The organism is Aequorivita marina (assembly GCF_031631895.2).
In the GTDB taxonomy this organism is placed as follows: domain Bacteria; phylum Bacteroidota; class Bacteroidia; order Flavobacteriales; family Flavobacteriaceae; genus Aequorivita; species Aequorivita marina.
Map to the genome: position 1 here is coordinate 60,201 of NZ_JAVMBW020000006.1, position 14,646 is coordinate 74,846.

Here is a 14,646-nt window from a genome sequence, read left to right on the forward strand (position 1 = left end):
AAATTGATGCGCACAAAGTTTCTTTTAATAAATATAAGAATACAACTATATGTATAAAAACTTATTCAAGAAGTCTTATTTCCACCCTCCTGTTTAACGCTTTTCCAGATGGGGAATCGTTATTTGCTATGGGACTTGCCTCACCCAATCCTGTCGCTTTAATTTTCGAAACCGCAATGGCATGCTCCTTTAACCAGCTTATTACCGATTTTGCTCTTCTCAAAGAAAGGTCCTGATTCATGGCTTCATCTCCATCACTGTCTGTATGCCCGATTATTTCAATTTTATTATCAGGGTTTTTCTTCAAGAAATCGGCTAAAGAATTTAAAGTATTTTCCGATTCGCTCTTAGGGCTATCTTTTCCAGAATCAAAATGAATTCCATAGAGATTAACAAAACCCTTTTCTTTTAATTCCTGATTTAAATAATCTGAAGATTCCGACTCCTTTTTCTTCAGCACCAAATGGACAGTTTCATTTTTATCGCGCTCTAATTCAAAACTGGCATTTGCCGTGGTATATCCGCTCTTGTTGGCCGATACGGTAATCATACCAATAGGAACAGCAATTAATTCAAAACTTCCGTCGTTTTTCGTCAAGCCTTCTTTTAAACCATTTGCAGAGACGATTACATCTTTTAACCAATTACCAGCTTCGTCCTTCACGGTTCCCGAAATATTTCCCGTACAATTATATTCCCCTTTGGGGTTGAGAAGCAACTGAATAAAATCTATTGCAAACCCGTCTCCGGCACCTGTAATAGGGTCGTCTATTTCTATAGATACACTGCCAGACTCAAAGAGCTTATTATCTTCAGGCAACAAACCAACTTGCACTAATTTTCCCGTAGGACCAGTTTGCTTCAACTGATTAATTACATCTTCTACATACGTCAGCCGTTTCCCATTGACATGAAATTGGAATGACGTTCCCCAAACCGGAGCTTGAAAATCATCCAACATCATTTGAATAACGACCTTCTCAACATCTATACTGGGTTTATCATACTTGATTTCAATAGGAATTGGTGAATTATCAATCTTTTTGGTTCTTGAAGCATAACCATCGCTTCTACCAGTTTTATAACTGCTAACCACCATAATACGATCTGTACCTGGGTAGTCGTTTGGATCCGTTTGCCAGGGGTAGGAATGTTTCTTAGTATTCATACCACAAAATGGATCAAAGCCTTCTTCCCAACCAAAACCAAGGTTGTCTATATCTCCTACCCTTACAACGATATCTGCCTTTTGATCGTCCTCAGCGTAATAATATTGATCAGAAACTTCTATTTCCCCACCTTTTGAAGTGAATTCTTTCAAAATTTGCTCTTCGGTCAATGCAACATCGTAGATTTTGATATCATCCAACAACCCAAAATATGGATCGCCAAAAGACGGATTGTTTCCTATGTGGAAAAAACTTAAACCTTTGGACGATTTTGCTTCTTTCCTGTAGAACTTTCCATCTACAGCAATTAATATTTCATTTTCTTTTTGATTGAAAGCCACAGTTACAAAGGACCATTTATTCGTGTCAACCTTTGCTCCGGCAATTGGACTACCACAATATGCAGTCCACTTCCAGGCATTGCCGCCTCTTGCATCAACAGCCATAGTTCTATCAAAACCACCATTGTCATGTGAGAAAACGGTCATTCTTTTATTATCAAAATCAGGTTTTGCCCAATAGCTAATGGTTAGCTCAGGCATATTCTTTGGGTTAATATCACGGTGTACTTTAATACAACTGTTACCGTCAAATTTAAAAGCAGAGCTTTCATTTCCATCCCTATCAGGAACATAGACTATATTGTCAAAATCTAGCTCAAAATCAGCTATTTCTTTTGCTTGTTTATCACTATTACCCGAAATGTGTATGATTGGTTTTATTTGTCCAATTGCCCTTGCCTGAAACAATACTATTGCAACTGCTATTGGGAATAAAGTAGAAATTTTCATATAGCTTTTCTTTCTTTGATTTATGTAAGAAGAAATTCTCTTAGAAAACATGAAAGTAAAAGCCTAATTTAGCCTTCAGCATTTCCCTAAGAATAAATACCCCCATTAATACTAATGACCTCTCCTGTAATATACGAAGATTTTTCTGACGCCAAAAAACTTACCAAATGGGCTACTTCTTCAGCTTCACCAAAGCGATTTGCCGGAATCATTTTTTTAAGCTCTTTTTGATCTAATTCTGCAGTCATATCACTGTTTATAAAACCAGGTGCCACTGCGTTAACGGTAATGTTCCGCTTGGCAACTTCTTGCGCCAAAGCCTTTGTTGCACCAATTACAGCCGCTTTTGCTGCAGAATAATTCACCTGTCCTGGCGTTCCTTTTAGGCCCGAAACCGATACCATATTGATGACTCTACCGTATTTATTGACCAACAACTTCTGAATTAAGGAGTGGGTAACATTGTAAAAACCGTTTAAACTGGTGTTGACCACCTTGTTCCAGTCTTCAGGATTCATCCACATAAACAAACCATCTCTGGTAACTCCGGCGTTGTTTATAACTACTTCAATAATAGCGTCTTTATTAGCTTCATGCCATAAGTCAAATGCCTTATTCACGGCTTCGGCGTTTGTTACGTCAAATTGCATAATTTCGCCTTTACCGCCAAGCTCTTCAACTTCTTTAAGGGTTTGCAGGGCGGCCTCCTTATTACTGCTGTAATTTATTAGTAGGCTATAATCTAAATCTTTCGCTAGTTGAATACATACTGCACGACCAATACCGCGCGAACCTCCTGTTACTAAGGCGTATTTCATTTTTTCCTTTTTCTTTTTCATATAATTTTTTCACACGAAGAAACCCCTCCGCCTTCAGCATACCGAAAAAAATTCGGTACAAGTTCTCCTCTTGAAAAAACGAGAGGAACTTTCTAAACCATTTTTTTTATTGACTTTCTTAATCCCAATAATTATCGGGGCTCCACTTTTTTACTTAGAGGTATCTACAAAATTCTCAGCATTTTTGAACCATTTACCCACTACATTTCCGTTTTCATCTATAAAGCCCCAATCTCGTTTTTTCTTTACCCGAGCTAGGCCATTGTGAAAACCCTTTTTAGTGTTCTTTTGCAAAAAGCCAAACATACCCACTGAAATATCATATTCCATAGGAATTACCAATTTTCCGGTTTTATCAATAAACCCCCAGCGTTTTCGCTCCTTTACTGGAGCTAAACCACTGTCTGAAAACACTTCGGCATCTCTATACTTAAAGTCTATTACTTTTTCGCCCTTTTCATTAATATACCCCCAATCTTTGCCTTCAGTTACAGGTGCAAGACCTGCGTTAAAAGCACGTGCTTTATCATAGGCTGGCTTTATTACCCATTCGCCTATACCGTTTATAAAGCCCATTTTTCCATTACTTCTTGCATATGTTAAGGGTGCATCATCCGTGAAGTTCCATATTTTTTCAACGCCATTAATCGGGGTAAAGCTTTTTTCAATAAAAACGCCAAACGTATCACCTTTACGCGCCCATAGTCCGTTTTTGCTATAATCACCAATTTCATCATACTCGGCAGGTATAAACACTTCGCCTTTATTGTTGAGCAAACCCCAAGCTTCATCTGTCTTAAACTTGGCATATCCGTTGTTAAAACCTTTAATTTCGGTATATTTTGGTTCTAAAATAGTATTTCCGTTGGTGTCTATCAGGCCCACCATATCGCCATTTCTGATAATGGCAGCACCGTTATCAAAATCGTAGTATTTATCGGTAGCCGGAGTTTCCAGCTTTTCATTTTTCGAATTAATATACCACCAGTCCTTATCTTTTGAAACCAAGGCATATCCAGAGTTAAAGGCTTTTACACGATCGTATTCAGGTTGAATAACCCATGCTCCCGAGGCATCGATAAAACCCCATTTTTTGTCTTTCATTGCAGCAGCATACTTGCCCGAAAAACTATCGGCCTTATCAAATTGTGGTTGAATGGCAAAATCTCCAGATTTATCAATATAACCGAAATCGCCGTCATCACGTACCAAAGCAAGTTCCTGTGCATTGCTAGCAGCTATTCCAATAAAGAAAGTGCACACCAAAGTGAGAATTGTTTTCATAATAAAATATATTTTAGTTAGTTGACGTTAAAATAAACAATTTTACTGAAATACAATGCGCTTATTTAGAGGAATTTATTAAGAAATCTTTCACCTTATTTACGTACGGGTACATTGCTACATCTTCCGTGAATGGTGGCACTAGGTTACGGATTTCATCGTACAGTTTTTTGGTCTCGGAAGAAACCTCATCCTGAACCTTTAGATATTCGATGGCCTGAACAATAGTAATAAGTTCAATCGCAACCACTTCAAAAGCATTTTCAATCACTTTTTTAGTAATGAGCGCCGCGTTAGTACCCATACTAACAATATCTTGATTGTCATTGTTGTTTGGAATACTGTGAATGTACATTGGGTTGCTGAGCATCTGGCTTTCAGCGGTGGTTGAAGTGGCGGTAAACTGTACGCCTTGCATTCCAAAATTTAACCCGAGCTTCCCCAAGTTTACAAATGGCGGTAAGATGTCGTTCAATTTTGAATTGAGCAGGTAATTTAATTGGCGCTCCGAAAGCATGGTCATTTTTGCAACAACTATTTTTAGTTTATCCATTTCTAAAGAAACATAGTCGCCGTGGAAGTTTCCGCCGTGATATACATTTTGTTTTTCAACGTCTATAATAGGGTTGTCATTTGCCGAATTAACTTCCTCAATCAATATGTTTTCTACCGAATTAAGGGTGTCTAACACGGGGCCCAAAATTTGCGGCACACAACGCAGGGAGTAATATTCCTGTACTTTTTCTGAAAAAACCTCTACATTTTTTGACCCGTTGTACAAGTGATGCTCACGCTTACGGGTCAATTTGCTATCAGTTAAATGAGCACGCATCTTTTTAGCAATTTCGCGTTGCCCCTTATGCCTTTTGGTTTCGTTAAGCTCAAGTGAAAGATGATCGTCATAGGCTTTTACAATTTCGTTTATAGCTGAGGAAGCCTTAATCATCCATTGTAGAATGTTTTTTGAATACAGCACATTTATTACGCCAATTCCCGTCATTACCGATGTGCCATTCATTAAAGCCAAGCCTTCGCGAAGTTCAACCTTAATGGGCTCTAGGTTTTCAATTTTAAAAACCGAAGCAGTGTCTTTCCGCTCTCCTTTATAAAAAACCTCTCCCTCGCCAATCAATACCAAAGCCAAATGGGCAAGCTGAACCAAATCGCCACTTGCACCTACTCCACCGTGTTCGTAAATAAGTGGGATTATATCTTTGTTTAGCAACTGGGTCATAAGGTTTATCACCGAAGGATGCACCCCACTATTACCGAGACTCAAAGTGTTGAGGCGGGCTAACATTGCAGCACGAACGTATTCTGGCTCAATTGGATTGCCGGTGCCTGAAGCGTGGCTTCTAACCAAATTGTATTGCAACTGAATGCGCTCTTCGTCCTTTATTTTATACTGCGCCATGGGGCCAAAACCAGTATTTACACCGTAAATAGTTTTATTCTCAGCGAATTTTTTAAGAAAGTCAAAGCTGTTTTGTGTGCTTTCTAATATATCTTTGTGAAGTTGGACGGTTTCATTCTTGAAAATTGTTTTCTCAAAATCGGCAATTTCCAGTTTTCCTTTTAATATTGGCATTTAGTATAGAATCAATAGGTTGATTAAATGTGAGTAGCAAAAATAATGCATTACTTTAGATTGCAAATTTATAGTTTTTTTAACGGCGAAATGGATTAAACCTTTCCCATTTGCCAAAAAATTGTCATTTTGCTCCAATTATTCAACTTGTACAGACACATAATTGTACTATACAACACAAAAAACACCCCGATTTAAAGACAAAATGATTAAATTATGCAGGAATCAAAAAAGTATAGACTAACTAAATTTCTTTTTAAGCTGTATGGATACTATTACTGTTGATGTGTTAATTATTGGTGCGGGACCCTCTGGTTGCGTGGCAGCCTCTTACCTACAAAACAACGGAATTAACTGCAAAGTTGTTGAAAAAAACACCTTCCCCCGCTTTGTAATTGGCGAAAGCCTTTTACCCCGCTGTATGGATCATTTTGAAGAAACAGGGCTTCTAGACTGCTTAATGGAACAAGATTTTGAAGTGAAGTCTGGCGCGCGCTTCTTAAAGAATGGTATTGTCTGTAATTTTGATTTTGGTAAAAAATATACGCCCGGCTGGGATTATACCTGGCAGGTTCCACGTGCAGATTTTGACCATACGCTCGCCAAGGAAATAGTTAAAAAAGGTGTAGATCTTTCCTTTGGCCATGAAGTGACCAATGTGGAGTTTGTCTCCTCAGCTCCCCTCGGAGATGGCGATCACTCTCCTCAAGGTGTTGGCGATTCTATTACAACAGTAAAAGATGAAAATGGCGAAGTATATAAAATAAAAGCTAAATTCATAATTGACAGTAGCGGCTTTGGTAGGGTTTTACCAAGACTTTTAGACTTGGATATGCCATCTTCCCTAGATGCAAATTCTGCGATTTTTACGCATGTTAACGAACCCAATCGCCCCAAAGGCACCGAAGGAACCATTATTACTTTTGATGTAGTACGAGATGATGTTTGGCTTTGGGTTATCCCTTTTTCAAACGGCAATACCAGTATTGGGTTTGTAGGCCCCACGGAATTTATAGAATCGTTTAAAGGCACAAATACCGAAAAGATGAAGGAAATGCTAAAAATTTCAGATTATTATTACGATAGACTGAAAGAATTGGAGTTTCTTTTTGACCCATACATGATTAAAAATTATTCAAAAGCTGTAAAACAACTTTACGGAAAAGGCTACGCTCTCACCGGGAACAGCGCCGAGTTTTTGGATCCTGTATTTTCATCTGGCGTTACTTTTGCCACGGAATCTGGATTAAAAGCTGCAAAATTAATAACCAAAGAACTACAAGGCGAAAAAGTTGATTGGGAGGCCGATTATACCGGTTATATTATGAAAGGCGTTGACGTTTTTAGAACCTATGTTAAAGAGTGGTACACTGGCAATCTTCAGAAAATATTTTTCCACCGTCCTGAAAACCCTGTAATTAAAGAACAAATTTGTGCCGTACTCGCAGGTTATGTTTGGGATGAAACTAATCCGTTTGTAAAAAATCACGATCGTTTGGTAAAAACGGTGGCGAAGGTTATTGATATGGAGAGTGAGAAAGTGGGTAAATAGGCATACTTTATCGTGCTATGCGCTTGTAAATTAAAGGAATCGGCAAATTTTGTATAAACACAACAATTGGGTTTGATCCTAAAAAAGTCCCAACCTAAATAAAAATCAGGAGTGGAGGAGGGAAACGGTAAAAGCACAAAAGCTTCCAGCTTTTGTGCTTTTACCACCCACATTCACGTGGGCCAACTAAGTTTTGATTATTCAAAAAATAGCAGAAAATAAAAAATCCTAACCATTAATGATCAGGACTTTTTATTTGTTGGCCCACTAGGGCTTCCCGATGTTTCACTAGCGTTCCAATCGGGACAGGCTTCTCGCCCCATCGCCTTAATGCAAAAAAGAAAACTCAACCTCCAAAGGGAAATTGAGTTATCATTTACGTTGGCCCACTAGGGCTCGAACCTAGACTCTTCTGTACCAAAAACAGACGTGTTGCCAGTTACACCATGGGCCAATTCCAATAAATTAAGGCTTTCGCCTACCCAAGAAGAGAAACAATTTCTCGCTTAGGAGTGGCAAATTTAATACATATTTTGGCTTGCGCAAATTTTTTTCAAAAAAAATTTGTTGACGCCAGATTTATTAGCGCAATTTCTTTTATCGCAAGCTCTTAAAGCGCTCTCATAGTTATCGCTATGAGTAATTGAAATCTTCAAACAAAGCGTTTACAGAGAAGTCTTATTTCTGAAAAACAAATACTTTTCGACTAGTTACCGGTTAGTCTTTTCGTTTTTTTTCTAGCAATTGAAGCTATATTGGCACTTTAACCAAGCAATCGTGATGAAAACACAGGTTCTTTTACTGCATCATAATTTACATTAGAAAAAAATATCATAGCATATTGAACGTTACCCTATTTACGTATGTGAGGCTATATTTATTATTAGTAAATTCGTGCCATTAAAATTTAAATGTAATTATGGGTTCTTTCAACTTTAAAAAATGGAATAACATCACGGGCTGGCTTGTCTTCGCAATCGCCCTTACCACTTATTGGCTCACGGTAGAACCTACCGCTAGTTTTTGGGATGCCGGCGAATATATTACCACCTCAAGTAATCTAGAGGTTGGACACCCTCCCGGAGCTCCATTGTACCAATTACTGGGTGCGTTTTTCTCCATATTTGCACCAGATGCCACCTATATCGCACTAACCATAAACCTAATGTCCGTTTTTGCCAGTGCCTTTACCATCCTTTTTATGTTCTGGTCGCTCAGTATTTTATTGACCAACCTTATTTCTAAACATCAAGAAATCAATAAAACCAACGCAATGGCAATCCTTGCCAGCTCTGCAATTGGATCTTTAGCATTTACCTATACCGATAGCTTTTGGTTTAACGCCGTAGAGGCCGAAGTATATGCCATGGCAGCCTGCCTAATGGCTATTCTATTTTATACTGCCTTGCGCTGGGAACGCGACATGCTTAAACCCCGTGGCAACCGTTGGGTAATCCTAATCGCTTTTATTATTGGCCTCTCCTTTGGGGTGCATTTTATGGCGCTGCTAACTATTCCTGCCATTGGTTTTCTATACTTTTTTAAGCATTATAAAACCGTAACGGTAAAAAACTTTGTTGTTGCAAATATCGTTAGTGTAGCAATCCTCCTCTTTATTTTTATCTTCTTGCTGCCCATGACAATGAAATTCTTTAGTGCGGCGGAAGTATTTTTTGTCAACACCGTAGGAATGCCATTTAACAGCGGAACCATTATTGCCGGTCTCGTTTTTATCGGTTTATTTTACTATCTATTGCGTTATAGTCGTTCTAAAGGCTTTGTACACCTTAACACCTTGGTACTGTGCATACTCTTTATTTTTATTGGTTTCTCAAGTTGGCTGATGCTTCCTATTCGCGCGAATGCGGGAACGGTAATCAACGAAAACAACCCCAACAACGCACGGGAGCTTTTGGCTTATTACAACCGCGAGCAGTATCCGGCAACACACCTTTTCTACGGTCCTAATTTTACCGAAGCCTACGTAGGTCTGGATGAAAAAAACCCATATATAGACGAAAAACCGAACTACGAAAAAGACACCGCAAGTGGTAAGTATATAATTGTAAACAACTATAAAAACGCAGGACAGAACACCGATGATGCCCAAAAAGGTATTCTGCCTAGAATGTGGAGTACAGAGCACAATGCCAATTATATGGAATTCACAGGCGGACTCGATTTTTCGGTCAAAAGTGAATACCTCAACGAGCCTAGATTAGTAACAGAAGTCAATAAGTTTAAGCAAGCCTACAACCAAGGCATGGTTGATACGCAGGACTACGACAAGTTTTTAAAGAATTTTGGCCAATATCTAGATATTAAACGGCCATCGTTTCTTCAAAACATGCAGTTTATGTTCGAATACCAATTTGGATATATGTACTGGCGATATTTTATGTGGAATTTCACGGGAAGACAGGACGATGTGCAAGGAAAATACACCGACCTGCACGGCAATTGGCTTAGCGGTATTAATTTTATAGACGAACTTAGGCTAGGCACTCAAGAAAACCTGCCCAGTGATGTAAAAAACAATAAAGCCCGGAACACCTACTTTTTCCTTCCGCTTATCTTAGGAATTATAGGCTTGGTCTTTCACTTTAAAAACGACCAAAAGAGCTTTTGGGTGTTATTGGTACTCTACCTTTTTACGGGACTCGCCTTAAAAATATACCTTAACGAACGCCCCTTTGAACCGCGGGAAAGGGATTATGCCCTAGTGGGAAGCTTCTATGTTTTTGCTATATGGATTGGTTTTGGCGTCTATGCGCTTTTTGATCTGGCAAAGAATTACTTAAAACCAAAAATTGCATTGCCCATCGTTATGGTTGCAACCATTTTAGCCGGACCCATTTTACTGGCTTCCCAAAACTGGGACGACCACGACCGTAGCGGTAGATACACCGCCCAATCTATGGGTAAAATGTATTTGGATTCCTGCGAAGAAAACGCAATTCTCTTTACTATTGGAGACAATGACACCTTCGCACTCTGGTATGCACAAAATGTGGAAGGCTATCGTCAAGATGTTAGAATTGTAAACACCAGCTTATTCCAAACCGACTGGTATATTGACGATATGAAGAAGAAAGCCTTTACCAGCGATCCAATTCCTTCGCAATTAACCCATGAAAAATACCGAGGTGGAACGCGTGATTTCCTCATTTATCAGCAAACCAAAAGGGACACTATCGATATAAAAACCTGGATGAATTTTGTTGCCAATGACAGCCCGGCAACGCAAATGGAACTTCAAAATGGGCAAGTTATCAATACATTTCCTTCAAAAGTAATTCGCATTCCGGTAGATAAGGAAGCTGTACTTCGCAATGGTATTGTAACTGAAAAAGATGCCGATAAAATTGTGCCTTACATAGATATTACCCTTTCTGGCGATATTATTTATAAAAACCGCATGATGATGCTAGATATTATTGCCAATAATGATTGGGAACGCCCTATTTACTTTAGCGGCGGTAGTTTTGGCGATGATGATTATCTATGGATGAAGGACTATCTTCAACTAGATGGTGTGGTTTATAAACTCGTGCCAATAAAAACGCCAATAGACAAAAGAAGCCCATTTGATATGGGACGAATAAAGGCCGATAAAATGTATGATATTGTTATGAGTTGGGATTGGGGAAATAGCGGAAGTCCAGATATATATCACGACACCGAAACCCGTCGTAACGGAATAACATACCGAAGCAACTTGGCGCGTCTTGCCGAAGCCTTGATTAATGAAGGAAAAAATGAAAAGGCCGAAAAAATACTGGATCTGGCAATGGAAAAAATGCCGATAAAATACTACGAGTATTACTCACTTTTAGAGCCCTTTGTTATTGGTTATTACGAATTGGATAAAACTGAAAAAGCACGAAAGGTATATGATGATGTAACCGCAAAATATCAGGAAAAACTACTGTATTACAGTGGATTGAAATTTAACAGGCAACGACTTATTGCCGATGAAATTATAACCAATATGGAGCGGTATCGTAGCTTGGTGCAAGTAGCGGCTATTTATGATAGCGAAGAATTTGGACGTAGTGAAGCGAATGAGTTTAATGATTACTTAAAGTTGTTCCGCCATTTCTATTCCCCAGACGAAGCAATGGATTTAGACAATGACATCCAAAAAGATTCAGGATTTGAAATCCCTGTAGATTCTAGTCTTTTAAAACAAATGGAGCAGAAACCCACCAAGGAATCTGAACTAGAAACGCCTTTAAACTAGTACGATTGAAGCTAAAATTAGTAAAGATGCCCCGGTTTATTCAGCGGTTATACCCTGAACGGATCTGGGCATTTTCACGTAAAGACAATACCGTATATCTCACTTTTGACGACGGACCCATCCCTAATGTAACCCCATGGGTTTTGGAAGAACTAAAAAAGCACAATGCCAAGGCCACATTTTTCTGTATAGGCAACAACATCCAAAAGCACCCTGAAGTCTATAAACGCGTAATTGCCGAGGGACATTCGGTAGGCAACCACACTTTTAATCATTTAAACGGCTGGAAAACAGAACTATCGGTTTATATTGAGAACACCGAAAAAGCTAAAAAACAGTTAGAAATTGATAAGAGCTGGAAGTTGGATGCTGAAAGAAGCAGTTCAAAATTATTATTCCGACCACCTTATGGAAGAATCACTTCGGAACAAGCAAAAATGCTTCAGAAGAAAGGCTATAAAATCGTGATGTGGGACATTGTGAGCTATGATTTTGACACAACTATTTCAGCAGAAAAATGTCTTGAAAACGTTATAAAAAACATCAAACCAGGAAGTGTTGTTGTTTTTCACGATAGTGTAAAGGCAGAAAAAAACCTTAGCTATGTATTGCCCAAGGTTTTAGAGCATATATCGGAAAAAGGCTGGAAATGTGCCTCAATTCACAATTGAATCACACATATTCCTTAACCAACCCAACAAGTGTATCGGCATCTTGTTCTCCGCTTTGGCGCCATTTCATTTCGCCATTTTTGTAAATCATCAATGTTGGCAAATCCTTCACGCGCAAGGCATCTGCGAGTTCTTTATTTTTATCAACATCTATTTTTATAACCCGCGCATCCTCGCCAAGTGCCGCAGCTACATCGCGTAGCACTGGGTTCATGGCTTTGCAGGCCTCGTCCCATTCGGCATAAAAATCTAAAAGGACTGGGGTACGGGTTTCAATTAATTCTCCAAATTTTGACATACGTCTTTTGTTTGTAAGTTGAACGGTTATGTACATGAGCTGTGCATGATTTAGCACCAATCTTATCAAATAAAAACTGACTTTGTAACATCCTCATGATTTTTCAAGTGAGGAGAGACCAAGCCATAGCTTATCTACCTATACAATATTAGGCACTGGGCTTTACTCGGTTTGGTTTCCTCCGTTGCTCTCTAAAGTATGCAACAATTTCTTCTTTGGTCATTTTGGATAATTTAGCATCCAATTTGCCCTTAATTTCGCGAGCCATTTTAACGGCATCGAATTTTTTTTCTGCTTTAGCTTCCATAATCCATTAAGTCTCTTGGGGAACGTATCTCCAATGGTTTATATCCGTTTTTAATATTTATCGAATTGTAACCTCTAATTCTCTGAATATTAACAATGTGTTTATAATTCCAGCTAATGAGTAAATCCACTTGATTGATTGTCGCTAATGCAATATGAAGACAATCTGGATAACTGATCTTGCCAACTACATTCTCCGATATATATTCAGTAGCCAGCTCAACAGCATCATTTGTTTCTTCAACAAATTCCGTATCCTCATTTTCTATTTCACGAACTAATTTTCGAACTTTTTCGGGTGCTAATTCCAATTCTCCCTCAAGCATAGTTGAAAATATAATTGTGAATTCACTTTTATTTATCCGTTCAAATAGGGGTTTAGTAAACTCTTGAAATTCGTCATCAAAATATCCACCATAAACTGACGTGTCTAAATAAATCCGCTGTTTTTTCATTCTATAAATTTACAAAATTCAGCGAGATGGTCAATTTTAGCACGATTTTTCCTGCCTTGTACCAACAATTGTATGCACAAATATAATAAAATAAGTGCCCTATGTGTTTTCAATGCGGCAAAGAGCGGGATTTTTTAATTTTTCACTAAAATGAAATGGCATTTATTAAACCACATATCTTTAGTGAATTTCGCTACACTGCATTGGTTTCCCCCTTGGGAGTAATGAGGCTTTTCTTTTTAAGTTTAATAACTGTAATTTCTGGCCACATCCCCACGCGTCCGGGATAGCCCAAGTATCCAAAGCCGCGGTTTACGTTAATATACCTTCCAAATTCTTTATAAATCCCCGCCCAATATTTATATCTGTATTTAATAGGGCTCCATTTTAAAATACCCGGAATTTCAATACCAAACTGCATGCCGTGGGTATGGCCACTTAAGGTTAAATGGAAGTTACGCGGATCTTCCCTAACCACCGATTGCCAATGTGAAGGATCATGGCTCAATAAAACTTTAAAATCACTTTCAGAAACTCCTTCCATGGCCTTATCTAAATCTCCCGCCTTTTTAAATCCGTTTTCTCCCCAGTTTTCAACACCAACCAGCGCAATTTTCGCATCATTTTTATGTAAATATCTATTTTCATTCAACAAAAGATCCCAACCCATTTCTTTTTGAGTGTCTTTTAGCTTTTGAAGGTTTAAGGCTTGGCTTTCTTTAGTATCCCACTTTACATAATCGCCATAATCGTGATTTCCTAAAATTGAAAAAACACCATCAGATGCTTTCAGAGTTGAAAAAAGTTGTTTCCAATCATCTAACTCCTCGGCTACATTATTTACCAAATCGCCAGTAAAGACAATTACATCACTTTTCTGTTCATTTACCAAATTTATAGCGTATTCCACTTTTTCACGATTGTCGAAACTACCGCTGTGGATATCGCTTAATTGCGTAATGGTATAGCCGTCAAACTCGTCTGGCAGATCGTCAAATTCCAAGGAATATTTCAAAACTCTGTAATTATATCTGCCCTTAACCATTCCGTAGAGCAGAGAAGCAAAAGGTATGGCAGCAATTCCCAAGGCAATGGTGCTAACAAACTTTCGGCGCGAAGCCATAAACGGAACATCGCTACTTCCAGCAACTTTCATAAAAGTGCCCACGAAAAATCTACCAATATCTTCACTAAACATAAAAATTATAAGCAAGAGCTTGGGTACAAAAAAGGTGAGAAAAAGCCCAAAAGCATACATGGTATTTATGTCTAAGACCTTGCCCTTGCCCAAGGTGGTAATCTCGTACACCAAAACCCCTAAAATAGCAACCGACAGAAAAACATACACACCGTAAACCCAAGGGTTTTTGGTAAGTGTTTTTACCGCTTGAAAGGCGTAAATATCAACTAAAATATAAAGGACTATAAATATGAACCAGCGCATAGAGTA

General features: G+C 38.5%; 11 protein-coding genes and 1 tRNA gene. 3 read left to right on the forward strand and 9 right to left on the reverse strand.

Translation table 11 applies throughout. The features are described from left to right. Positions 1-61 precede the first annotated feature (61 nt). The 4 genes from QPK98_RS09220 to flxA form a co-directional block, all read right to left on the reverse strand. On the reverse strand, positions 62-1,960 hold the full coding sequence (locus QPK98_RS09220) for an OmpA family protein (RefSeq protein ID WP_310992956.1): 1,899 nt from the start codon (positions 1,958-1,960) through the stop codon (positions 62-64). 86 nt (positions 1,961-2,046) lie between these two features. Next, complete coding sequence (gene flxB / locus QPK98_RS09225; RefSeq protein ID WP_310993008.1) at positions 2,047-2,778, reverse strand: flexirubin biosynthesis SDR family reductase FlxB; 732 nt, start codon at positions 2,776-2,778, stop codon at positions 2,047-2,049. A gap of 171 nt (positions 2,779-2,949) precedes the next feature. Then, complete coding sequence (locus QPK98_RS09230) at positions 2,950-4,083, reverse strand: WG repeat-containing protein (RefSeq protein ID WP_310992958.1); 1,134 nt, start codon at positions 4,081-4,083, stop codon at positions 2,950-2,952. A gap of 61 nt (positions 4,084-4,144) precedes the next feature. Beyond that, positions 4,145-5,671 (reverse strand): flexirubin biosynthesis tyrosine ammonia-lyase FlxA, encoded by a 1,527-nt coding sequence (gene flxA / locus QPK98_RS09235; protein WP_310992959.1) that lies wholly within the window; start codon positions 5,669-5,671, stop codon positions 4,145-4,147. A 265-nt stretch (positions 5,672-5,936) separates the two neighbouring features. Between flxA and QPK98_RS09240 the strand changes: the two genes are divergently transcribed. Further along, the gene (locus QPK98_RS09240; protein ID WP_310992961.1) at positions 5,937-7,223 is read left to right on the forward strand and encodes an NAD(P)/FAD-dependent oxidoreductase; all 1,287 of its coding nucleotides are present in this window, start codon (positions 5,937-5,939) and stop codon (positions 7,221-7,223) included. A gap of 381 nt (positions 7,224-7,604) precedes the next feature. Here QPK98_RS09240 and QPK98_RS09245 read toward each other — a convergent pair. Then, positions 7,605-7,677 (reverse strand) — tRNA-Gln (locus QPK98_RS09245). A gap of 465 nt (positions 7,678-8,142) precedes the next feature. Between QPK98_RS09245 and QPK98_RS09250 the strand changes: the two genes are divergently transcribed. Further along, positions 8,143-11,466: a protein O-mannosyl-transferase family gene (locus QPK98_RS09250; protein ID WP_310992962.1), complete on the forward strand. Its 3,324-nt coding sequence runs from the start codon at positions 8,143-8,145 to the stop codon at positions 11,464-11,466. 5 nt (positions 11,467-11,471) lie between these two features. Further along, a complete protein-coding gene (locus QPK98_RS09255) occupies positions 11,472-12,137 on the forward strand; it encodes a polysaccharide deacetylase family protein (protein WP_310992963.1) in 666 nt (221 codons plus the stop codon). A 1-nt stretch (position 12,138) separates the two neighbouring features. Here the strand turns inward: QPK98_RS09255 and QPK98_RS09260 are convergent, their stop codons facing one another. The 4 genes from QPK98_RS09260 to QPK98_RS09275 form a co-directional block, all read right to left on the reverse strand. Beyond that, positions 12,139-12,435: a thioredoxin family protein gene (locus QPK98_RS09260; protein WP_310992965.1), complete on the reverse strand. Its 297-nt coding sequence runs from the start codon at positions 12,433-12,435 to the stop codon at positions 12,139-12,141. A gap of 148 nt (positions 12,436-12,583) precedes the next feature. Continuing rightward, the gene (locus QPK98_RS09265) at positions 12,584-12,742 is read right to left on the reverse strand and encodes a hypothetical protein (protein ID WP_310992966.1); all 159 of its coding nucleotides are present in this window, start codon (positions 12,740-12,742) and stop codon (positions 12,584-12,586) included. Next, positions 12,732-13,196 carry a PIN domain-containing protein gene (locus tag QPK98_RS09270; protein ID WP_310992967.1) on the reverse strand — a complete coding sequence of 155 codons (465 nt, stop codon included), beginning with the start codon at positions 13,194-13,196 and terminating at the stop codon, positions 12,732-12,734. The genes QPK98_RS09265 and QPK98_RS09270 overlap by 11 nt, the downstream gene beginning before the upstream one ends. Before the next feature lie 193 nt (positions 13,197-13,389). Beyond that, positions 13,390-14,640 carry a metallophosphoesterase gene (locus QPK98_RS09275; protein ID WP_310992968.1) on the reverse strand — a complete coding sequence of 417 codons (1,251 nt, stop codon included), beginning with the start codon at positions 14,638-14,640 and terminating at the stop codon, positions 13,390-13,392. Positions 14,641-14,646: the final 6 nt, after the last annotated feature.